Below are 23076 nucleotides of genomic sequence, written 5' to 3'. Positions count from 1 at the left end.
AAAAGCCCACTATTAAGCGGGCTTTTTTTACTTCGTAGGCTTAATATTATGCTCTTTAGGTATTACTTTTAAATCCTTTTCACGTTCTTTTATCTCCACGTAAACGGCAAATTCTGCAGGTTCAATTTTAACACCTTTAAAGTCGGCATAGGCACGGGTAAACTCGGCGCCAAAATAAAGTATCGCAGCGGTATAATACACCCAAAGCAATATCACAATAAGCGAGCCTGCTGCACCGTAAGTTGAACTGGTACCGGATGATTCAATATAAATGCCAATAACCAAGCGCCCTATCATAAACAGGATAGCGGTAAAGAAAGCGCCGGAGCGTACATCCTTCCACGCTATTTTGGCATCAGGCAGCACCTTAAATATTACGCCAAATAAAACCGAGATCACTATAAAGCTGATACCTGTGTTTATGATGTTAAATAATATAACAGTGATATCGGGCAAAAATACTTTTAGCCTATCGCTTAAAGCCAACAGTGCACCATTAATTATTAATGATACCAGCAATAAAAACCCCAGGGTAATTATTAATGATGATGACAGCAGGCGATCTTTCAGCAGCTTAACCCAACCCTTTTTAGGTTTGGCCTTTACCTGCCATATCATGTTGATAGAATCCTGTATCTCGCCAAATACAGTTGTGGCACCAATAATTAAAGTTACAGTGCCAATAATAACCGAGATGGTTGATTTACCGGACAGGCGCAGGTTTTTTATGATCTCCTGTATTTGCATGGCCGCGTCGTTACCAACCATTCCGTTTATCTCCTTAAAAACTTTTCCCTGTATGGCTTCCCGGCCAAAAAACACCCCCGCCAATGATATTAATAATAACAATAAAGGCCCTAAAGAAAATGTGGTATAATAAGCCAATGAAGCGCTTAATTTTAACGCCTTATCATCCATAAATCCGTTAAATGCCGCTTTTAATATTTTAAAGCCATCTTTCAGTCCCTTCTTACTAAAGTAATCTTTGATCATATCGTTACTGCTAACATTTAGTTTAACATTTTTATGCCTTTAGTGTTCGCTACTATTTTCATACTCCCTTTTTTAGCTAACTTTATAAAAAGATATTTTCATGGTTAATTCAAAATTATGCGGCCATCTTGAAGCTATAACAAATGTTAAGCAAGCTGAAGATTACGTGTGTGAAGAATGCATTAAAACCGGTGACAGATGGGTGCATTTGCGCACTTGTCAAACTTGCGGTATTACCTTATGCTGCGATAGTTCGCCAAATACACACATGACCAAACATTATAATGCTACCAAGCACCCCGTAATCGCATCATCAGAGCCGGGCGAAAGGTGGCTATTTTGTTATACCGATAAAATCATTGCCGAATACTAAATATAGTAGCCCATGAAAAACACCTGGCCCTCGTTAAACTTCGCCCAGCTAAAAGATACCGTTACCACCGTTCATTTATGGACGCAGATCATCGGCAAAATACGCCTGGTAAGTATGCCCTGGTTAAACCACTCATGGCATGTTACCTTATACGTATCGCCAACCGGTTTAACTACCGGGAGCATACCTTATAATGATGGTGTTTTCCAGATAGATTTTGATTTTGTAAACCATCAGCTCATTATACAATCAAGTACAGGTAAAAAAGAAATCATCAAACTTTATACCCGGTCGGTAGCCGATTTTTATACAACCGTTTTTGATAAGCTTAATTTAATGGGTATTAAGGTAAGTATATACCCCAAACCCAATGAACTGGACCATGCCACTCCTTTTTATGAGGACGAGGCACATTGCACCTATGACCCCGAACAAATAAACCTGCTTTGGCAGGCATTAGTTAAAATAGATAAAGTATTTACCCGTTTCAGGGCTGGCTTTAAAGGCAAATGCAGCCCGGTACACTTTTTTTGGGGCGCGTTTGATTTAGCGGTTACCCGATTTTCGGGGCGCGAGGCACCCAAGCATCCCGGCGGTGCACCAAATATGCCAGATAATGTGATGCAGGAAGCCTACTCGCACGAGGTAAGCAGTTGTGGTTTTTGGCCCGGTAGCGAAGCTTTCCCTAACCCGGCGTTTTATGCTTACTGTTACCCCACACCCGAAGCCTATGCCACTCAACCCGTTAAACCTGCTGAAGCTTTTTACAGCCAGGAAATGGGCGAATACTTTTTATTATATGATGATGTAAAAAATGCTGCAGATCCTGAAGGGTATCTATTACAGTTTTTACAAACCACCTACGATGCTGCAGCTAATACCGGCAACTGGAACAGGCACGAACTGGAATGCGATTTTTCTATTTATGAAAAGAAATCATAAACTTTCAACCTCAATATTTATTTTTACAACTTAACCAACATCAATCCTATCAAAATGAAAAAAGTAATATTGGTAACAGGCGCTTCTTCGGGTTTAGGCTTAGCTACCGCTAATGCGCTGGCAGCGCAGGGACACACCGTATACGGTACCAGCCGCGATATTAAACGTATTAAGGATGCCGCATTTAATCCTATTGAAATGGACGTTACAAGCGATGAATCGGTTACTGCTGCTATTGATCAAATAGTTAAAGCCGAAGGCGGGATTGATGTATTGGTGAATAACGCGGGTAATGGTATTACCGGTCCGCTTTACGCCATGCCGGTTGACCTGGCTAAAAAACAATTTGAGGTTAATTTTTTTGGGGTAGTGCGGGTGTGCAGCGCGGTATTGCCGGGTATGATAGAAAAAGGAAAAGGCCTGGTAATTAACATCAGCTCGTTAGCAGGTTTATTTGGTTTACCTTACCAGGGATTGTATAGCGCATCTAAATTCGCTATTGAGGGATATTCTGAAAGCCTGCGTATGGAACTACAAAATACGGGCGTAAAAGTAACCGTACTTAACCCCGGCGATTTTAAAACCGACTTTACCGGCAACCGTGAAAAAGCGCCTTTCACCTTAAAAAATGAAAAACTAAAAGCCGAATTTGAAGCCGCAGTTGCCGCCATGGAAAAAGACGAAAGCATGGGCGCAAGCCCGGATAAACTGGCTGCAAAAATTTGCAGCATAGTAGGGCAGTCAAAACCTGCGCATAGTTATTTGGTTGGTGCAATAGGCCAAACCATAGTACCTACACTTAAGGCTATATTACCGGGCGCCCTATTTGTGAAGCTGATGAATGACCATTATGGCATAAAATAATTATTACCTATTGTCATTTCGAACAAAGTGAGAAATCTATACATATGCTCGGATGCATGTTTATAGATTTTTTCCCACACCTTGTGCTAAATGACAAGGCGGAGAGAATCAACCAATGACCAAAAAAAACGACAAAAAAACTATATGGGCCTGGGCCATGTTTGATTGGGCCAACCAGGCTTATAATATGGTGATCATATCTACCATTTTCCCGGCTTATTATGTCGCTATTACAGCCAATAAGCAAACCGGCGATATGGTTACGTTCTTCGGGCATAAGTATGTTAATACGGTGCTTTCTAACTATGTACTGGCAGTATCGTACCTGCTTATTGTTATCATGCTGCCCATTTTAACGTCAATTGCCGATTATAAGGGCCATAAAAAACTTTACCTGCAACTATTTACCTGGATGGGTAGCCTGGCCTGTATGGGGTTGTTTTTCTTTACGATGGATACCTTCGAGTTCAGCATGATCTGTTTCGGGTTGGCATCGGTAGGTTACTGTGGTGGTTTTGTTTTTTATAACTCCTACCTGCCCCAAATAGCCACGGTTGACCAGCAGGATGCCGTGAGTGCCAAAGGTTTTATATATGGTTTTGCAGGTAGTATTGTAGTACAAGTGCTATGCTTCATCTTTGTGTTGTTCCCCGCCACATTTGGCATGACTGATGAGGTGGCGGCCCGCTTTTCATTTTTAATAGTCGGTTTTTGGTGGATAGGCTTCTCATTTATTGCCTTTTACTTATTACCTAAAGGCGAGCCTAATGCCGGCTCGCATAAATACAACGTTTTTACCGGTGGCTTTAAAGAGTTAGCCAAAGTATTTAAAAAAGTAAAAGAACTGCCGCTTTTAAAACGCTTTTTACCGGCGTTCTTTTTTTACTCAGTTGGTGTGCAAACCATTATGTTGGTAGCTGCTAATTTTGGCGCGAAAGAGTTGCGTATGCCCGAGGAAGATCTGATCAGTATCATTTTGATCATCCAGGTGGTGGCTATTATAGGTGCTGCTATTACCGCTAAAATGTCGGCCAGGTTTGGCAACGTAAAAGTACTGTCAACCATTGTAGCTATTTGGTGCCTGATATGCGGCGGGGTATATTTTATTACCACTGCCCAACAGTTTTATTTTGCTGCTATAGTGGTTGGTATAGTAATGGGTGGCGTACAATCATTATCACGCTCAACATTTTCTAAATACATTCCGCAAAACATTCCTGATACCGCATCTTACTTTAGTTTTTATGATGTTACCGAAAAACTGTCTATAGTTGTTGGCCTGTTCACTTTTGGCTTTGTAGAAGCCATGACCCACGAAATGCGCGACTCGGCGCTGGTGCTGGATTGCTTTTTTGTAACGGGATTAGGCTTATTGCTATCGCTGATGATGGCAGAAACGAAGACTAAATCAAAGATCGCGACAGCATAAGCTATTTTTTTTAAAATAGTTTATTTTCCTTTTGCATAACTAAAAAGTTAATTATACATTTAGGTAACTAAACTATACCCCTATTATGAAAATTATCTATTACCTAAGCCTGCTATTTATAGCACTGGGCTTCCTGGCCTGCAATAAACGCGGCAGTAACCCTCAAAGAACCGTTATTGATGGCAGAATTGCCAACGTTCACCTGTTTCCCCAAACCAAAGAATTCACCTTGTATGTACAAAATTTTGGAGGTGATACTTCAAAATATACCGGCGCAATTAAAAAGGATGGCACTTTTAAAATTTATTTTGACCAGTACGTTGCACAGGATGTGGAGTTGATGCCTATTGTAAGAACATTAATTGCTCATCCGGGCGACAGTATCCATATTGATATTGATTATGCAGATATGGGCACTGTTAAATTCAGCGGCGATGCCGAAAAAACCAATAACGACCTATACCATTACCTGGGTGAAAACTATTCCTTTTATGAAAATGAGTTAGAATACCGCAAAGCCAGCAAAAGCTTTTTTGAAACAAATGATGTAAAAAGCCACCTGGATCAAAGCAATGCTATCAAAAAAGCCATGATTGAAAAAAGGCAGGAGTTCATCAACAAATTTAATGCAAACAGCGAAGTAAAAATCTGGACCAACAATTATATCAACATCAATTATTATGATTCACATTTAAGTTTTGTAAAAGCGTTGGCCAGGAAAAATAAACGAACTATAAATGATATAACCCAAACAAAGGGGCTCGACAATTTGGAAAAGGATCTGGAAAATATTTACCAGGCTTCTACCTTAAATACCGGCAGCATTAAATTGGCATTGGCATTAGCTCCATTAACAAAAAGCAGAAATTTTGAAGATTTTGTTAACAGCACTATTAACGCCAGGTATGACACGTTAATCAAACAAATACAAATTGCCTATAGCTACAATGTCATGTTATGGAAATATGATATCGATGCTGTTAATACAAACAAAAGTTTATTGGACAAACATATAACCGAGCCATTTATTACAAAACCCTTAGAAACACGTTATGCCGCGTTAAAAAAACAGATAGACAATGCACAAGCACTTTCAAATACATTGTTAGGTAATGTTGCAAAAACACCCGCTAAAGTGTTAATAGATTCTATAAGAAAAGAAAATTTGGGGAAAGTGGTGTTGATAGATGTTTGGGCTACCTGGTGCGGCCCTTGTATAAGCGAGTTTCCTGATTCGAAAAAATTAATGGAAAGCTATAAAGGTAAAGATGTAAAATTTGTTTTCTTGTGCACCGGTGTTAATAAGGTGCTCTGGAATGACCATATTGGAAAATTAAACCTGGCACAGCATTATTATTTAAATAATGAACAAAGCGAGGCTCTTGCCAAAGCCTTTAATATAAGCGGTATACCTTTCAAAATATTGATCAACAAAAATGGAGACATCATAGAAACAGGCAACGGTTTAAGGGCCAACGACGAATTAACAGCAAAAAAACTTGACAAATTGTTAGTAGGTGATAGATTGGCGGCGAATATGAGATAGTATCTAAATTAAGTTACATACTTTTTAGCAGATATAAATATAAAAAGCTTCATAAATATGGAGCTTTTTTGTTGCAATCGATTGCAATTTTGTTAAATTATTTTATACATTTAACCAACCAATTGCATTGCCTCTGGCGTTGCCCCAGCCATAAGCACAATACCTATTAAACTTATTTTCATTATGGATAATCAAGAAAAGTCTTCTTATAACAGAAGAGATTTTGTAAAAACTGCTGCCAAAGGCGCTGCTGTAGCGGGCATTACTTTTGGTTTTCCAACTATTGTACCCTCAACAGTTTTTGGCAAAAATGCGCCAAGCAATATGATCAATATCGGGCAAATTGGCTGTGGGCGTATTGCTACGGTACATGATTTGAAAGAGACCTTAAAACACTCCGATGCCGCGCGTGTTATTGCCGTTGCAGATTACTCGGGCTTTAGGCAAGATGCGGGTAAAAAATTCATATTAGATACCTACGAAAAAAGCACCGGCAAAAAAGATTTTGTAGACGTTAAATTATACGATAACTACCAGGATCTGTTAGCCAATAAAGATATTGATGCAGTTCAAATTAGCACACCCGATCACTGGCACGCGCAAGTAGCCATTGAAGCTGCATTAGCGGGCAAACATATTTATTGCCAAAAACCAACCTCGCTAACTATTGAAGAGGGCCGTACCATGAGTAATATCATCAGCAAAACAGGTGTGGTATTTCAATTAGGCAGCCAACAGCGTTCTATTGACCCATGGCCGCAATTTAAACGCGCCTGCGAATTGGTACGCAATGGTCGTATTGGTACGTTAAAAACAGTACGTGTAGGTTTACCAGGCGACCCCGCAGGTGGAAAAACTGCCGAAGCACCCATACCTGAGCGTTTTAATTATGATGCCTGGTTAGGTTCGACGCCATATACTTATTATACTCCTGATAGGGTAATGAATATACCGGCTATTAGCTCGCGCCCCGGATGGCTGCGTTTAGAGCAATTTGGTGCAGGAATGATAACCGGCTGGGGTGTACACCATATTGATATTGCACACTGGGGCATGAATACAGAGTACACGGGACCAATATGGGCTGAATGCAACGAAGTGGTTTTCCCAAAAGCGGGCTTGTGGAACGTACATGGCGATTTCCAGGTAACTATGGGTTATGCTAATGGTGTGCAGATGATTATTAATGGTAAGTATGAGAATGGAATTAAATTTGAAGGCACCAAAGGCTGGATATTCTGTACGCGCGATGGTGGTGTTACCGCCAGTGACCCGGGCGCAACGGCGGGTAAAGAATTAGCGCTTAGAGCCAGCGACCCTAAAATTTTAAATTCGGTTATCGGCAAAAATGAGGTTCATTTATATGAAAGTCCCGAGCAGCATTTAAATTGGCTGCAATCTATCAAAAACAATAAAAAGAACATCAGCCCTATTGAAATTGCGCACCGCTCATGCAGTGCTTGTTTAGTAGCACATGTGGCCATGAAGTTTGATAAACGTTTACACTTTGACCCGAGTAAGGAAAAGTTTGTTGGTAACGAGGAAGCTAATAAATTATTATCAAGGCCACAACGCTATCCTTACGGAACAAGCTATGTTAAAGTACCTAAACTGATAACCAAAAAAGTTTAATACTACATATGATAAGCTAAGCCCCTTAATTATATTAAGGGGCTTTTTTGTACCTATCCATTAACCGGCGTTTTAATATATTTGCACCTTATGCTAATTACCGAACGGGCTCTAAGAACTTTTACCGAGAATATTTTTAAAGCGATGGGCTGCAGTGCAGCCGATGCTACTTTAGCCGCTGATGTTTTATTAGCGGCTGATCTGCGGGGAATTGATTCGCATGGCGTTGCACGATTAATTGGCTACGTGCGTTTATGGGAAAAGAAACGCATTAACCCTACCCCTAACATAAAAATCGTTCATGAAACCCCTACTACCGCCACTATTGATGGTGATGGGGGCTTGGGCTTAATAGTAGCCCCTTTTGCTATGCAGGTGGCTTTAGAAAAAGCCGAAAAATATGGGTCGGCGTGGATAGCTGTACGTAACTCTAATCATTTTGGTATTGCCGGCTATCATGCCCTAAAAGCTGTAGAAAAAAATATGATAGGCTTTGCCATGACCAATGCCACACCATTAGTTGCACCTACTTTCTCTAACGAGCGTATGCTGGGTACCAACCCTATGTGCTATGCTTTCCCTGCGGGTAAATACCCACCAGTGGTGGTTGATATGGCTACATCTGCGGCAGCCAACGGCAAATTGGAAATAGCCCAACGATCAGGCGAGCAAGTGCCTGAAGGATGGCTGCAGGATAAAGACGGCAATTACACTACTGATCCTCATGCTTTAAAAACAGGAGGCTCGCTATTACCCTTAGGTGGCGACCGCGATCATGGCAGCCATAAAGGCTTTGCCTTAAGTGGTGTGGTTGATATACTTTCGGGTGTATTATCAGGTGCAAACTATGGCCCGTGGGTACCTCCTTTTGTAGCGTTTTTAGAGCCTTCTGCCAACCCAGTGGGCGAAGGCATTGGCCATTTTGTAGGTGTTATGCGTGTAGACGGATTTAGGCCGGTGGATGATTTTAAAAGCAATATGGATACCTGGATTGAACGCTTTAAATCTGCATCAAAAATTAACCCTGACCAAGGTGTAGTTATACCGGGTGAACCTGAATACGCAGCACAAATTGAGCGCACAAAAAACGGCATCCCCGTAGTTGATGCCGTTGTAAATGATTTAAATGAGTTGGCCAAAAAGTTCAATATCGAACCGTTAGCCTAATTCCGAAATCGAAAATCCGAAATCCGAAATTCTTCTAATGAATTCCCTTAAATAACCTGCTCCATCTTAGTTTGCTAAAGAAAGGCGCGTTATCATCCCAGCTCATCCATATAAATAAGGCTTTACCCACTATATGATCCTCGGGTACAAAACCCCAAAAGCGCGAGTCTAACGAATCATGGCGGTTATCGCCCATCATCCAGTAGTAATTCATTTTAAAGGTGTAGGTATCGGTTTTCTTGCCGTTTATTAAAATATCTTGTCCTATTTCTTCCAACTTATTGCCTTCATACACGGTTATTGCACGACGGTAAATTGGCAGGGTAAGGCTATCTAGTTTAACTGTCCAGCCCTTTTTAGGGATGATCACCGGACCAAAATTATCTACGTTCCAATGAAATACATGGTCTTTCCGGTGATGCGTATCATATGGAAAAACAGCATAATCTACCGATCCCTTTGGTGATATATTGGGTTTCACTGATTTAACATTTGAATACTTTTTTAAAGCATTAGCTGCAGCCTTGGTCATGGTAGGAGATATATTGCCCTCGTAAAATGAAATATTCAAGTCTTCTACAACCTGCGGATTAAGATCCATACCAGTGGTAGTAATCGTATAATCTATTTGTGAACCGGGCGGAGTAGGAGCTGCTTTACCATTTACATATACCTGCGCGTTAACCACTGTAAGGGTGTCGCCGGGGGTACCCTGGCAACGCTTAATATAGTTTTCGCGTTTGTCAACAGGGCGGTACAGCGGCGAATCGGCCTCCATTGGATAGTTAAATACTACTACATCGCCTTTTTTAACATCACTAAAGCCCGGTAGGCGGTGGTAATCTAATTCCCAGCCATCCCAATAAGCTTTGGTGTTTATAATAGGCATAGTATGGTGCGCAAACGGAAAAGCAATAGGTGTCATGGGCACACGCGGCCCATAATTTACTTTACTTACAAATAAAAAGTCGCCAACCAATAATGACCGCTCCATTGAGGGGGTGGGTATAGTATACGCCTCAATAAAAAAGGTTCTTATTAATGTAGCGGCTATTACAGCAAAAACAATAGCATCAACCCATTCGCGGGTGGCCGTTTTCTTTTTCTTTGGACCTTTATTTTTATTCCAGAATTTCCAGTTCATTTTTTAAATTATTGTATTAATATTATCCTAAATCAAACATATCCTCTACAGAATAAAAGCCTTTTTTATCTTTTATCCATTCTGCAGCTAATACCGCACCTAACGCAAATCCGTTACGGTTATGGGCGGTATGTTTAAATTCAATAGTATCTACTTCCGAATCGTAAATTACGGTATGTGTTCCCGGCACACTGTCAATACGGTGCGATTCGATAAGCAGTTCTTCCGCTTTAATATTATCGTCACTGTTGTCATTATTATCCGTAAGCACATTTACCCATTTTTGCTTGGCATCCAGGTTTTCTAAAATACCTTCGGCAATGGTAATGGCAGTACCGCTTGGCGAATCCAGCTTTTGCAAATGATGTATCTCTTCAACCTGTACATCATAGTAAGGGTAGTTATTCATCAACTTTGCCAAAACCCGGTTAACATGAAAAAATATGTTTACACCAACGCTAAAATTAGATGCGTATAATATGGTTTTGTTACCTTCCTGGCATTCTTGCTTCAGGGCAGGTATTTCGTCGTACCAGCCGGTAGTGCCCACAACTATAGGTACGCCTGCATTTAAACAATGTTTGATATTACTTAAAGCTGTACCCGGCGTACTAAACTCAATGGCTACATCGGCCTGTTGCAGGTTTTCGGCAGTAAGGTCGTGCAAATTATCATGATCTATGGTTAATACTATTTCGTGTTTACGGTCGGTAGCGATCTTCTCTATGATCTTGCCCATTTTTCCGTAACCTAATAATGCAATTTTCATTTATGGTATTCTATGGTATTCTATTTTTTAATAGCGATAATGATCCCGGTTTATAAGGTATTTATCTTTAATTGAGTGTAAAGGTAATTTTTAAACCCGGAATTATAGAATTGTTAAAACTTCCGGCATAGATTGGTGTGTTAAGCAGTCCCGGTTTTATTTTAATTGACAGCTTATCATTCATATCATACGAGTGCTTATACTTGGCATCAATATACGCATCAACCATTTGAATGGCCCAAACTCCCACAAAACCAAATGCACTCAAATCGCGGTTGCGCCTTGCGCCAATAATTGCATCATTTATGGCAGCAGTAGTATAAGGTTGGTAATCTATATAGGTCTGGTAGTAAGGATCGCCAGGATTTGGTGGTTCGCCACTCACACGATACTTAGCTACAGCCGTTGATTCATTAAAATAATTTACATTAAAAACATAAGCCCATGCCAACAGCCCAAGGCCGGTATAAACTGCAGGGACCTTCCACCACTTACGATTGTATATTTGGCCCCAACCCGGTACCATTAACGACCGCATAACTGCAGTGCGCGGACTATGATTAGTATCAGGATAATAAACTTTTACTTTTGATTTGGGTACAGGATTGGCTTTCATAGAGTCGCGCCTGGCTTGTATAACCGGTGGAACCTCGTTTTTTTTACCTGTAGTATCCATTACCTGTGCTTTAACAGCAAATGCATTAAATAACAGGAAGCCAATTAAAAAACATCTGTACATTATTACCAATCCAACATTTCTAAAATGCGGCCAAGATCGTCTTCTGATAAAAATGGGATCTCAATACTTCCCTTACCCTGGCCATTTATATTCAGCTTAACTTTTGTGCTAAACTTTGATGCCAGGTCATCCTGTATCTTTTGCATCTGAAAAGATATAGGCTCAGGTTGTTTACCTTCTTTTTTTATCCGTGAGTTTTGCAGCTCACGCACCATCTCTTCCACCTTACGAACGGATAAACCGTCCTGAATAATATGTTTATGGATAAATAATTGTTTATCAGCATCCTCAACACTTATCAAAGCCTTGGCATGGCCCATACTGATATGCCCATCCCGGATTGATGCCTGTATAACAGGAGGCAGTTTTAATAAACGCAGGTAATTAGTAACCGTTGATCGGTTTTTGCTTACTCTGTCTCCCAATTCCTCTTGCTTTAAACTGCATTCATCAATCATACGCTGAAAGCTCAAGGCCACCTCAATAGCATTCAGGTTTTCGCGCTGTATGTTCTCGATCAGCGCCATTTCCAGCATTTGCTGGTCGTTAGCTGCGCGTATATAAGCCGGTATGTTGGTTAATCCTGCCAGTTTTGAAGCACGTAAACGGCGCTCGCCCGATATCAATTGATAGCTGTGCGCGTTAATGCGTCTAACCGTAATTGGCTGTATAAGCCCTTGTAGCTTTATTGATTCAGAAAGTTCCTTTAAGGCCTCCTGATCAAAATCTGTACGGGGTTGAAACGGGTTGATCTCAATTTCGGCAATCTTTATTTCATTTACCGATCCCATGGTATTAACTTCGGGAGCGGCACTTACCTCATTTCTATCACTTCTTTTATACGGCAGCACATTATCCGAATCATTTAACAGCGCGCTTAATCCCTTACCCAGGGCCTTTCTTTTTTCTGCACTCATTTATTATACGGTTTCGGTAGTTGCTTCCAGTTCATCTTTCACTAAACCATTTTTACGCACAATTTCGCGGGCAAGGTTTAAATAGTTTATGGCGCCTTTGCAGGTGGCATCATGCATAATAACCGATACACCAAAGCTTGGAGCCTCGCTTAAACGTGTATTACGCTGTATAATGGTATTAAAAACCATATCTTCAAAATGCGTACGTACTTCCTCAACCACCTGGTTTGATAAACGCAGGCGCACATCGTACATGGTTAATAAAATGCCCTCAATTTCAAGCGCGGTATTTAAACGGCTTTGCACTATTTTAATGGTATTTAACAATTTGCCTAATCCCTCTAACGCAAAATACTCGCACTGTACGGGTATAATTACCGAATCTGCAGCAGTTAGGGCGTTAATGGTTATTAAACCTAATGACGGCGAACAATCAATAATTATAAAATCATACTCGTCGCGCACACTGTCTAAAACCGCTTTCATTTTAAACTCGCGGTTATCCAGGTTTATCATCTCTATCTCGGCACCTACCAGGTCAATATGGGCAGGCAGCAGATCAAGATTAGGCGTTTCTGTTTTTATAATAGCATCGTGCGGATCAATATCATTGATGATACACTCGTAAACGCTGTTTTTTATATTACGGGGATCAAAACCAATACCCGAAGTAGAGTTTGCCTGCGGATCGGCATCAACCAATAAAGTTTTAAATTCTAATACGGCTAAACTTGCCGCAAGGTTTATTGATGATGTAGTTTTACCTACGCCACCTTTTTGGTTGGCCAAAGCAATTATTTTACTCATTATGTATTTTGTAAAAATTTATAACAGTTATATCAATAACGAAAAATAGAAATGAAAATTTCTACCTTCGGGATGTTTTAACAGGTGCTAAGATAAGTATTTAAAACACTTAGAAATCCACAGGTTTTGGCAATTTACAAACATATTTGTGTTAATGAGTGTATGATTGGATGTGACGAGCGAATGTTGCTCATCTATAAAATCACTCATTCGCTAATTCACTCAATCACTAAATAAAAAAATGCTCATCATATCAGCAACCAACAGGCCCGGCAGCTCGACCCTTAAAGTGGCTAAATATTATCAAAAACAGCTACGCGAAAAAGGCGTGGAAGCCGACTTACTATCATTAGCAGAACTGCCCGATAACCTGATAAAAACTGATATGTATGGCCAACGAAGTGCGGAGTTTCAAGTCATACAAGACTTAATCACTAAAACTGAAAAATTCCTGTTTATTATCCCTGAGTATAATGGCAGCTTCCCGGGTGTGTTAAAAGCGTTTATTGACGCCTGTACCTTCCCCGAGAGCTTTTACGATAAAAAGGCTGCCTTGGTGGGTATATCATCAGGCAAGTATGGCAACATACGTGGCATTGACCATTTTACAGGGGTATGCCATTATATGCATTTAAATGTGATGTCGTTAAAGCTGCATATTGCCAGTATTAAAACTGAACTTAACGTCGATGCTGAGCTTTTTAAAGAGGACACGTTGAAGTTTATTAATGAGCAGTTGGATAAATTCATCAGGTTTTAAAATAATATTCTATGTTTGTGCTACCTAGTCACAATTCATGAAAAATCTATTAGCATTAATTGCATTATTAATTTTATTCCCCTGTTTTCTATCGGCACAAACCAATTTTAAGCCCGGCTATATAGTCAATTTAAAAGGTGATACCATACCAGGTTTTGTTGATTATAAAGATTGGACCCGTAACCCTAAAGAGGTTAATTTTAAAAGCAATAATGCTGAAAACTCACAAATATATAGCGCCAAAGATATTGAAGCTTTTGCGGTAACAGGGGTTGAATATTATAAAAGTTATAATGGCAAAATAAGCCTGAACCGGGTTGACTTCAGCAATTTTAGTGTAAAGGTTGATACTACTTATATTACTGATGCTGTTTTTTTACGCGGGTTAACTGCAGGTAAAAACGTAACACTACTACAATACAGCGATGGTATTAAAGACAGGTATTTTATTGCCCAAAAAAACAACCCCACAACCGAGTTGATTTACCGGGCGTATTTAGGGGGTAATGATAGGGTAACCAAAGTTTTTGATACGAAATACAAACAACAACTGCAATTATTACGCACTATTTACCGCCCCGATGATGCAAGCCTGATAAATGAAATACAATACACTAACTACAATCAAAAAGCACTTTTAAAAATTGTAAAAAAATTAAATAATGGGGTTGATGAATTAACAATGGTTAGCCAATCAAAAAGCGGAGTTCGCTTTTTTGCAGGGGCAGGTGTAAACGCCGGCACTATTAGTTTCAAAGACAATATAACCCTTTTAGAATCATCCAACACTAGTATTGGTCCTATGATCAATGTTGGATTAGATCTATTATTTAATAAAAATATCGGTAAACTTTTTTTACGTACCGAGTTGAGTTATACAAGTACTAAAACACGTTTAGCTTTTGGCGATGGTCTACCCCCAAGTGCCTTTAGTACTACAAACATTATAATGTTTGATAGACAAATGATATCACTTAGCCCCCAACTTCTTTATAATATATCCAATAAACAAAATTTAAAATTTTATGCAGGCGGAGGCTTGGTGCTAACGCTATCATTATACAATAATAAACAGGTATATAGAGATTATAATAACACTAAAGCTTCCTCATCGTATAATTTACAATCGTTATTGCCTGTTAACGTAACTTTGGTAGCCAAAACAGGAGTAACTATCAATAATAAAATTGAAATTCAAGTTGCTTACCAGCCCCCTGTTGCAATAAATAGCGCTACAACTATTTATGTATTTAAATCATCTTCTTTTCGTGCAGGTATAAATTATTTGTTTTAACCCTAACGATGCCGGTAACCCTATTTTTATAATCATTGTCAATTAGTTACAATCACCACTTACTTGTTACAAACTGATAGTCCTTTTATTAATAAAAGGACTATTTTTGTGCGCCAATTTAAACTTATGAAAAGATTATACTCCACCTCAATATTATTGATAACTGCCGGATTGCTTACCCAAGCGATAGCCCAAAAAGTTGACACTGTAAAAAGTTTACAGGACGTTACCATACGCGGATACTTATCTGAACAGCAAATGCTTAAAACACCAGCCTCGGTAGGTGTGTTAACACCATCGCAATTACGGTTACAACCCGAAAATTCACTGGTGCCTGCCATGAATACTATACCGGGTATACGTATGGAAGAGCGTTCGCCGGGCAGTTACCGTTTATCAATACGTGGTAGCTTATTACGCTCGCCATTTGGGGTGCGCGATGTAAAGGTTTATTTTGATGAGATACCTTTAACAGATGCGGGGGGCAATACCTACTTAAACACCATTGATTTTAACAGCGTGCAGGGTGTTGAAATATTAAAAGGCCCTGACGGCAGTTTATTTGGAGCCAACTCGGGCGGTGTGGTTTTAATTAACCCGGTTAACCGTTATGCCGATAGCAACTATGTATCCTTAGGTGCCAATGCCGGCTCGTATGGTTTGTTCCATCAAAATGTGGGTATACAAAACATTACCAAAAACAACCAGCTAAATATTAACCAGGCTTACCAAACGGCTAAGGGTTACCGCGATAACAGCAATATGTACCGCACCTATTTTCAGTTGGTTGATAAATTGAAATATGGCAATGGCAATTCAATCAAGTTTATAGGTTTATATTCTGACCTGAATTACCAAACACCAGGAGGGTTAACCCAGGCACAATTAGCAGTAAACCCACGCGGCACCAGGGCTAACGCCATTAGCCAGCGCATTGGCATCAGCTCAAAAATGACTATGGGTGGTTTGGTAAACGAGTGGAAAATAAGCGACCGTATACGTAATGTGGCATCCATTTTTGGTACTTATGTTAATTTTACAAACCCGTTCATCAGTAATTATGAGCAGCGCTATGAAAGCACTTATGGCTTGCGTACCTATTTTGAGTATAGCGGCATACGCACAGCTAACTACGACTGGAAAGCCAACATTGGTGTAGAGGTACAGCAAACCAATTCAGACATCAACAACTATAATAACAACCAGGGAGTAAGAGGTACAGCGCAGGCGCAGGATAAAATACATACTAACCAGCGTTTCTTTTTTGCACGTTACCAGGCTGACTTGTTTAACAAATTGCACGTAGAAGCAGCAGCCAGCATAAACTATTACGATTATAAGTTCCAGAACATTTTCCCGCTGGCGCAGACAGTTTATACCCCGCGTAGCTTTACGCCACAGGTGATGCCGCGTTTGGCTTTATCTTATAGTATAACTGATAACTTTATCTGGAGAGCATCGGTTAGTCGTGGTTATTCAACCCCTACTACTGCAGAGATCCGCCCAACCAGCAATATTATTAATACGGCATTACAAGCGCAATTGGGCTGGAACTACGAAACAGGTTTCCGCCTGCGTGATAAAGAGAACCGCTTTTTATTGGATGCATCGGTATTTTTATATCGCCTGCAAAACGCCATTGTGCGCCGTTTAAATCCAGATGATACCGAGTATTATATCAATGCGGGTGGCACCAAACAACCCGGTTTAGAAGCTTATGCCAGCTACTGGATAATCAAACAAAAAAATACAGGGTTTATTCGTGGCTTGCAGTTAAACGAATCGCTTACGTTAAGCAAGTTCACTTTTACCGATTATAAAGTTGCCGCTAATGATTACTCCAACAAAGAGTTAACCGGGGTACCAAGAACTGTTACCGTTTCAAGTGTACAGGTAAAATTTCCGCAAAACATTTATTTGTTTGCACAGCATAACTATACCTCGCGCATACCACTAAATGATGCCAACAGCGTATATGCCAACCGTTACCATTTGGTACAGGCTAAAGCCGGATGGCAGCATATTTTAAAAGGCAATACACGTTTAGATATTTACGCGGGGGTTGATAACTTGTTTAATGAAAATTACAGCCTGGGTAATGACCTGAATGCTTTTGGTAACCGTTACTTTAACCCGGCAGCATTGCGTAATTTTTATGCAGGGTTTAATGTGATATTCTAAAACCCACTTGTCATTTCGAACATAGTGAGAAATCTATACACGCGCTATATGAACGGATGTATAGATTTCTCCTCGTTCCTCGTCGAAATGACAAATAGTTGAATTAATTACACCCCAAACTTTATCCACTTCTCCCCTTCATAGCCAAAAATAAATTGTTTGGGGTTAATGATCTCGCCGAACACTTCGGTTAGGGCTACCAGTTGATCTGGATTGGAAATATCGAAGTTGCCATCGACCATATAAACTCGGTTATTTTTGGCTGCTTTTAGGTCGCTAAAACCGGGTAACTGCAGCAGCCTATCCATTTGTTGCATAGTTTGGGATACGGCATAGCCTATAGGGATTACCACTATTATATCAGGATTATTAAACTGATTTTCACTTGCGCCTCCGGCAATGTTTATTAATTCGGCAACTGAATTATCCGCCAGGGTTAACGTATCTAAATTGGCAATACAAGCTACAGCAGGTTTTTGCTCAATAAATTTGAGTTTATGTTTAATAAGGTCGATGCGTTCCTGTAGTTCTTCGGCTAATTCTATCATTGCGGTGCAAAGGTGCGGAATTTTTTAATGTAGAAAAGTGTAAGGTTTTATTTAGTAGCTTTAATTACTTTACCAAAGAGCCATGAAACCTATTATCTTTTCTATTATTTGTATATTTTGCTTATCGTCATGCCATCAGCAAAATAACAATGATCTAAATAAACTTTTAATTGGCAAGTGGGATAGAATAACCACAACATACACCCAACAAAAAAAGACAAAGGAGGGTGTTGCCGAAGAAGAAATTAGTATTGACTGTAATGTTTGTCCAACTATAGTATTTTTAAAAAACGAAACAGGGGTAATTACTTTACCGAAATCAAATAAAAACACGTTTCAATGGAAGATTGAAAGTGATAAATTGATAGTGAAAAACAATAGACAAAGTTCTTTTATTAAGGATGGAAGTTACCATCTTAACCCTACAAACAGGAGAGAATTTACAGAACTTGAATTAATTGATACATCGGGACAATTAAAATATATTCTTTCAAGATAATGTATTGCCTAATCTTGCAAATCCTTACTTTTCAAATTCCATATTTTTTCTGCCTTGCGGCCGACGAGCCAAAACGATGCCGCCAGTATGGCAAAGAACAGGGTTTTGTTGGTATGATCCCAAAAGTATTCGAAGTATTTGGTGTACAGGAAAATGATGAGGAACGTTATACCAAATTCGCGGGCAATAGTATCGTTAGTTTTTAAACCGTATAGCAGGAACCCGCCTGCAACTGCTGCGGATATGATACCCCAATAAAATAAACTGATCTGTTTGATTTGATACCATACATCCATATTGCCATGGTTGCCAAATATGCTCAGCAGCCATAATGATAAAAACAGGTATAGTAACCCAACTACATAGGTCTGCTCCCAAAAATAGGCGAACCATTTACGATTGCGTAGTACATAGGTGGCGGCAACCAATACCAATCCAAAAAACACAAACCTTAGCGGGTAATTCATCCCTAAAAAGTAATCGCTCCAACTGGTTTGAAAGCCGGTTTCGGTACCGAACCAACTGCCCAATGATACTAACGCGAATAACCATATCAACCTTGATTCCATCCGCCAGGCTAAAAAACCATAGACGAAAACAGATAGCAGAAAAAGTAAGGAGTAATGACCCGAACCATTATCAAAAGTTTTACCCAAATAAGCAATGCAACAAGCGGTAAATAACACGCCGGTAAATATGATGGCTTCGTTGCTAAATACTCTTTCGGGTGATAGTCGCTCTTTCCTTCGCCCCCAATAAAACAAGAAGGCAGCGGCGAATCCGGAAACTATACTGATGATAATATCGGGTGTATAGTACAGTTTTTTAAGCAGGTTAACTACAGTATCATTAATAATCAAAAACGCAAAGGAAGCACCGCCGCATATCAGGGCAATCCAAAACGAATACTTGGCCAGCCGCATCCAGTCGAAACCTTTAACCACGTAAGATTTGCGTAAAGTTTCGGCCTGCTCCTTATCCACGGTGCCGTGCTTTTCCCAATGAGCAATAGTATCATTCAGGAACTCGCTTTCCGCCTTATCTACTTGTAGTTTACTCATTATGCCATCAACTTTATCACATCAACTTTATCCTGCGCTATTTGAGCTTTGAGTTCATCCAGCCCTGCAAATTTCATATCGCCGCGTATAAAGTGATGAAACTCCATGCGTATCTGCTGGTAATATATCTCTTTATCAAAGTCGAAAATATTCACCTCAATATTACGCCTTACGCCGTTTATGGTGGGGCGGGTGCCGATGTACGCCATGCCGTTGTACATTACTTTGTCTACCTCAACTTTTACGGCAAAAATGCCATCACCGGGAATGAGCTTATACTTTTCTTCGATGACTATATTAGCTGTAGGGTAACCTATTTGGCGGCCTATCTGGTCGCCGCGGGTTACTTTGCCCGTGATGAAGAATGGGTATCCCAAAAACTCATTAGCCAGGTCTATTTTACTTTCAAATAGTGCATTACGTATTTGGGTTGAGCTGATAGCTACATCATGTATATCCTGCTCGGGTATTTCTATTACCTCAAAATCATACTGTGGCGCCAGTTGCAAAAGGTCAGCCAATCCGCCTTGTCGGTCCTTACCAAAACGATGGTCGTAGCCGATCACAATTTTTTTGGTGCCGATATTTTTTACCAATACATCCCGGATGTAATCCTCGGGCGACTGGTTAGAAAAATCTCTTGAAAAAGGGGTAATAATTAAATGATCAACGCCTAATTTCTCCAGCAACTCTGCTTTCTCGTTAATGGTATTGATCAGCTTAATGCTTTCATCTTCGGGATGCAATATCATCCGCGGATGCGGGAAAAAAGTTAGGATAACGGTTTCGCCGCCAATGGTATCGGCCAGCTCTTTTATACGCGATATGATTTTACGGTGGCCTATATGTACCCCATCAAAAGTACCAATGGTAACCACCGCGTTTTTTACCGGTTTAAATTCATCTATATGATGGTATATTTTCATTTCGGATGTCGGATTTTCGATTTCGGATTTTGCCCGAAATTAACTGCCGCTAACGGCAGCTTTTTGTTCTTTTATAATGTTTACCAAATCAGGCACCTCCCAGGCATCTTCCAATCGGAAATTACCGCTGCGGGTACGGGTTAGTTTTGACAGGTATGCCCCGTTATTTAAAGCCTTGCCAAAATCATTCACCAACGACCGTATATATGTCCCCTTACTACAAACTACCCTGAAATCAACTTCGGGCAGTTCAATGCGGGTAATTTCAAATTCGGCAATAGTTACGCTACGAAGGCGCAGTTCAACTTCTTCGCCACGGCGGGCTTTTTCGTACAACCGCTCACCACCAATTTTTATGGCCGAATGCGCGGGCGGGTATTGCTGTATATCGCCAGTAAATTGTTTACAGGCATTATGTATTTGTTCGGATGTAAGATTGCCGGTATCAAATTGCTCATCAGGCTCGGTTTCCATGTCGTAAGATGGCGTGGTAGCACCCAATATCATCGTTCCTGTATATTCCTTTTCTTCGGCCTGGAAGGTATCTATCTGCTTGGTCATTTTACCGGTGCAGATGATGAGTAAGCCCGTAGCTAACGGATCTAACGTACCTGCATGGCCAACCTTTAGCTTTAACGGTTTAAAGCTGTTGCGCAGCTTGCCAACTACGTCAAAGCTGGTCCACTGGTAGGGCTTGTTTACCAGCAGCAGTTCGCCTGCAGCAAAGTCAAATTCCTTTTTTTCGGGTTGTAATGTATCCATTAAGGCGCAAAGGTAGGATTTTATGTAATTACACGAGTGTGTTATTATAATGACAGCTTTGCAGGGTTTTGTCGATTATCCCAAAATCGTAAAAGTTCTATATTTTGTTGCTTCAACCTATAAAACAAACTTACCTGACCAACTATTACACACTTGTAGGTATCGCTTTCCTTAGAATAAGGATAATAGGCAGGATTTTGATTAATATATTCTATTACTTGTTCCGTTCTGTCTATAAATGATTCTACCTCTCTTATAGTCCAATTTCCTTGTAAATAATCAAGAATTTCAAGATAAGTAATATGAGCAGTAGGTGACCAAATAATACTGTGTGAGGTCATGGTTTTAAAAACCGTTTTCTCACATCGGCCATAACCTGTTGATGTGCAATTCCCTGTCCGCTATCAAGCTCGGCTTTTGCTTTGTCAATCGATTGTTTTACTTCATTAGGTAAGGCAGCCCAAAAATCATCTTCCTGCACACCTAATATGGAACTTATCTCATTGAGCTTTACATCATCTTCGCTTTGAATGATTTTTTCTACAATCTTATATTTTAATGAAATATCCATGGCTTTATAAATTACATAAATATAACGATTTTAGTTTTATTCTGTTATGCAGATAATTTATATCATCTCCAACTGATGACCGCTCAAAATAATGCCGATGATGATAGCGCCAACGATGATGCGGTACCAGCCGAAAAGTTTAAAGCCGCGACGCTCTAAAAAGGTGATAAAACTTTTAATGGCCAGCATTGCTACGATGAAGGCTACTACATTACCAATGGCTAATAGTTTGATCTCTTCGCCGGTAAAGGTGTGGCCCTCTTTGTAAAAGTCGTACATCTTTTTGGCGGTGGCGGCAAACATAGTGGGTACGGCTAAAAAGAAGGAAAATTCTGCCGCTGCGGTGCGGCTCAGCTTTTGCGACATACCACCAACGATGGTAGCTGCAGAGCGTGATGTACCCGGTATCATGGCAACACATTGGAAAAAACCAATTTTAAGTGCGGTTATATTACTGATCTCTTTTTCCTGCGTTACGGTAGGTTTATTGAACCATTTATCTACAAATAATAATATGATACCACCTACAAATAAAGTGATGCCTACAGTAAGCGGGCTCTCTAATAAAGCGTCTATTTTTTTGCTTAGCAACAAGCCAAATACCACTGCCGGGGCAAAAGCGATAGCCAGCTTCACGTAAAAATTTAACGATTGCAAAAAGCGCTTGTAATATAATATCACTACCGAAAGGATGGCACCAAACTGTATGGCTATAGTAAACAGTTTTACAAAAGGATCAGAAGCGATGCCCATTAACGAGCTGGCAATGATCATGTGCCCGGTGGATGATACCGGCAAAAACTCGGTAAGCCCCTCAATAATGGCCAGGATAATAACGTGGATAATATTCATGTGATGGGTATAGGTATAAAACTGACAGACGCTATGATCTATCAACTATGAACCATTAGCTATTTCGCTTCCGGCTTTTTTAATATGGCATAAAAGCCTATACCAAAACCTGTTAAAACCACTATCGGCGCCACAACAATTTTAGTATTGCTGTAAATATCAGTTGTACCCGACATGAGCACAAAACCTACTATTACTACAGCTATGGCGATGATGAACCATAGGTAATTACTTTTATCAAATATAAATTTTACCGGTTGAGTGTCGGTAGTTTTATTAGTGGTTGATTTTGCCATCTTT

The 23076-nt window shown here is 40.1% G+C and carries 25 protein-coding genes; 11 read left to right on the top strand and 14 right to left on the bottom strand.

Features of this window, described 5'->3' with window-relative positions; genetic code table 11:
- Positions 1 to 27: 27 nt before the first annotated feature.
- Positions 28 to 993 carry a YihY/virulence factor BrkB family protein gene (locus ACYVJ6_RS02320; protein WP_460692418.1) on the bottom strand — a complete coding sequence of 322 codons (966 nt, stop codon included), beginning with the start codon at positions 991 to 993 and terminating at the stop codon, positions 28 to 30.
- Between the two features lie 100 nt (positions 994 to 1093).
- On the opposite strand from ACYVJ6_RS02320, the gene ACYVJ6_RS02315 reads away from it, so the two are divergent.
- The 7 genes from ACYVJ6_RS02315 to ACYVJ6_RS02285 all read left to right on the top strand — a co-directional run bounded on the left by ACYVJ6_RS02315 (position 1094) and on the right by ACYVJ6_RS02285 (position 8946).
- Positions 1094 to 1366: a UBP-type zinc finger domain-containing protein gene (locus ACYVJ6_RS02315; RefSeq protein ID WP_460692417.1), complete on the top strand. Its 273-nt coding sequence runs from the start codon at positions 1094 to 1096 to the stop codon at positions 1364 to 1366.
- 12 nt (positions 1367 to 1378) lie between these two features.
- Positions 1379 to 2308, top strand: coding sequence for a DUF5996 family protein (locus ACYVJ6_RS02310; RefSeq protein WP_460692416.1), 930 nt, complete (start codon positions 1379 to 1381; stop codon positions 2306 to 2308).
- 54 nt (positions 2309 to 2362) lie between these two features.
- On the top strand, positions 2363 to 3172 hold the full coding sequence (locus ACYVJ6_RS02305) for an SDR family oxidoreductase (RefSeq protein ID WP_460692415.1): 810 nt from the start codon (positions 2363 to 2365) through the stop codon (positions 3170 to 3172).
- Positions 3173 to 3287: 115 nt separating this feature from the next.
- Positions 3288 to 4601: an MFS transporter gene (locus tag ACYVJ6_RS02300; RefSeq protein WP_460692414.1), complete on the top strand. Its 1314-nt coding sequence runs from the start codon at positions 3288 to 3290 to the stop codon at positions 4599 to 4601.
- Between the two features lie 85 nt (positions 4602 to 4686).
- Positions 4687 to 6147: a thioredoxin-like domain-containing protein gene (locus ACYVJ6_RS02295; protein WP_460692413.1), complete on the top strand. Its 1461-nt coding sequence runs from the start codon at positions 4687 to 4689 to the stop codon at positions 6145 to 6147.
- 183 nt (positions 6148 to 6330) lie between these two features.
- The gene (locus tag ACYVJ6_RS02290) at positions 6331 to 7779 is read left to right on the top strand and encodes a Gfo/Idh/MocA family protein (RefSeq protein ID WP_460692412.1); all 1449 of its coding nucleotides are present in this window, start codon (positions 6331 to 6333) and stop codon (positions 7777 to 7779) included.
- Between the two features lie 90 nt (positions 7780 to 7869).
- A complete protein-coding gene (locus tag ACYVJ6_RS02285) occupies positions 7870 to 8946 on the top strand; it encodes an Ldh family oxidoreductase (protein WP_460692411.1) in 1077 nt (358 codons plus the stop codon).
- Between the two features lie 34 nt (positions 8947 to 8980).
- On the opposite strand, the gene lepB is transcribed toward ACYVJ6_RS02285, so the two are convergent.
- From lepB to ACYVJ6_RS02260, 5 genes are all read right to left on the bottom strand, one after another.
- Positions 8981 to 10090 carry a signal peptidase I gene (gene lepB, locus ACYVJ6_RS02280; protein ID WP_460692410.1) on the bottom strand — a complete coding sequence of 370 codons (1110 nt, stop codon included), beginning with the start codon at positions 10088 to 10090 and terminating at the stop codon, positions 8981 to 8983.
- Between the two features lie 22 nt (positions 10091 to 10112).
- Positions 10113 to 10859: a 4-hydroxy-tetrahydrodipicolinate reductase gene (dapB, locus tag ACYVJ6_RS02275; RefSeq protein ID WP_460692409.1), complete on the bottom strand. Its 747-nt coding sequence runs from the start codon at positions 10857 to 10859 to the stop codon at positions 10113 to 10115.
- A gap of 67 nt (positions 10860 to 10926) precedes the next feature.
- Positions 10927 to 11598: a DUF5683 domain-containing protein gene (locus ACYVJ6_RS02270; RefSeq protein ID WP_460692408.1), complete on the bottom strand. Its 672-nt coding sequence runs from the start codon at positions 11596 to 11598 to the stop codon at positions 10927 to 10929.
- A gap of 2 nt (positions 11599 to 11600) precedes the next feature.
- Positions 11601 to 12515: a ParB/RepB/Spo0J family partition protein gene (locus tag ACYVJ6_RS02265; RefSeq protein WP_460692407.1), complete on the bottom strand. Its 915-nt coding sequence runs from the start codon at positions 12513 to 12515 to the stop codon at positions 11601 to 11603.
- A gap of 3 nt (positions 12516 to 12518) precedes the next feature.
- The gene (locus ACYVJ6_RS02260; RefSeq protein ID WP_460692406.1) at positions 12519 to 13322 is read right to left on the bottom strand and encodes a ParA family protein; all 804 of its coding nucleotides are present in this window, start codon (positions 13320 to 13322) and stop codon (positions 12519 to 12521) included.
- A gap of 241 nt (positions 13323 to 13563) precedes the next feature.
- On the opposite strand from ACYVJ6_RS02260, the gene ACYVJ6_RS02255 reads away from it, so the two are divergent.
- From ACYVJ6_RS02255 to ACYVJ6_RS02245, 3 genes are all read left to right on the top strand, one after another.
- Positions 13564 to 14082, top strand: a complete 519-nt coding sequence (locus ACYVJ6_RS02255) for an NADPH-dependent FMN reductase (RefSeq protein WP_460692405.1) — start codon at positions 13564 to 13566, stop codon at positions 14080 to 14082.
- Between the two features lie 37 nt (positions 14083 to 14119).
- Positions 14120 to 15376 (top strand): outer membrane beta-barrel protein, encoded by a 1257-nt coding sequence (locus tag ACYVJ6_RS02250; RefSeq protein ID WP_460692404.1) that lies wholly within the window; start codon positions 14120 to 14122, stop codon positions 15374 to 15376.
- A gap of 126 nt (positions 15377 to 15502) precedes the next feature.
- The gene (locus ACYVJ6_RS02245) at positions 15503 to 17557 is read left to right on the top strand and encodes a TonB-dependent receptor (RefSeq protein ID WP_460692403.1); all 2055 of its coding nucleotides are present in this window, start codon (positions 15503 to 15505) and stop codon (positions 17555 to 17557) included.
- Between the two features lie 107 nt (positions 17558 to 17664).
- On the opposite strand, the gene ACYVJ6_RS02240 is transcribed toward ACYVJ6_RS02245, so the two are convergent.
- On the bottom strand, positions 17665 to 18105 hold the full coding sequence (locus tag ACYVJ6_RS02240; protein ID WP_460692402.1) for an ABC transporter substrate-binding protein: 441 nt from the start codon (positions 18103 to 18105) through the stop codon (positions 17665 to 17667).
- Between the two features lie 82 nt (positions 18106 to 18187).
- Between ACYVJ6_RS02240 and ACYVJ6_RS02235 the strand changes: the two genes are divergently transcribed.
- On the top strand, positions 18188 to 18604 hold the full coding sequence (locus ACYVJ6_RS02235; protein ID WP_460692401.1) for a hypothetical protein: 417 nt from the start codon (positions 18188 to 18190) through the stop codon (positions 18602 to 18604).
- 8 nt (positions 18605 to 18612) lie between these two features.
- Here the strand turns inward: ACYVJ6_RS02235 and ACYVJ6_RS02230 are convergent, their stop codons facing one another.
- The 7 genes from ACYVJ6_RS02230 to ACYVJ6_RS02200 are packed head-to-tail and all read right to left on the bottom strand — an operon-like array spanning position 18613 to position 23072.
- Complete coding sequence (locus tag ACYVJ6_RS02230; protein ID WP_460692400.1) at positions 18613 to 19665, bottom strand: DUF2157 domain-containing protein; 1053 nt, start codon at positions 19663 to 19665, stop codon at positions 18613 to 18615.
- Complete coding sequence (locus tag ACYVJ6_RS02225; protein WP_460692399.1) at positions 19665 to 20591, bottom strand: bifunctional riboflavin kinase/FAD synthetase; 927 nt, start codon at positions 20589 to 20591, stop codon at positions 19665 to 19667. The genes ACYVJ6_RS02230 and ACYVJ6_RS02225 overlap by 1 nt, the downstream gene beginning before the upstream one ends.
- 39 nt (positions 20592 to 20630) lie before the next feature.
- A complete protein-coding gene (truB, locus tag ACYVJ6_RS02220; protein ID WP_460692398.1) occupies positions 20631 to 21353 on the bottom strand; it encodes a tRNA pseudouridine(55) synthase TruB in 723 nt (240 codons plus the stop codon).
- A 44-nt stretch (positions 21354 to 21397) separates the two neighbouring features.
- A complete protein-coding gene (locus ACYVJ6_RS02215; protein ID WP_460692397.1) occupies positions 21398 to 21694 on the bottom strand; it encodes a type II toxin-antitoxin system RelE/ParE family toxin in 297 nt (98 codons plus the stop codon).
- Entirely contained in the window at positions 21691 to 21924 is a 234-nt protein-coding gene (locus ACYVJ6_RS02210; protein WP_460692396.1) for a hypothetical protein, read from the bottom strand. Before ACYVJ6_RS02210 ends, ACYVJ6_RS02215 begins: the two co-directional genes overlap by 4 nt.
- Before the next feature lie 57 nt (positions 21925 to 21981).
- Entirely contained in the window at positions 21982 to 22776 is a 795-nt protein-coding gene (locus tag ACYVJ6_RS02205; RefSeq protein ID WP_460692395.1) for an undecaprenyl-diphosphate phosphatase, read from the bottom strand.
- A gap of 59 nt (positions 22777 to 22835) precedes the next feature.
- Complete coding sequence (locus ACYVJ6_RS02200; protein WP_460692394.1) at positions 22836 to 23072, bottom strand: DUF3098 domain-containing protein; 237 nt, start codon at positions 23070 to 23072, stop codon at positions 22836 to 22838.
- Between the last annotated feature and the right edge of the window lie 4 nt (positions 23073 to 23076).

The organism is Mucilaginibacter puniceus (assembly GCF_054783175.1).
This window is presented reverse-complemented; position numbering and strand designations above follow the sequence as displayed.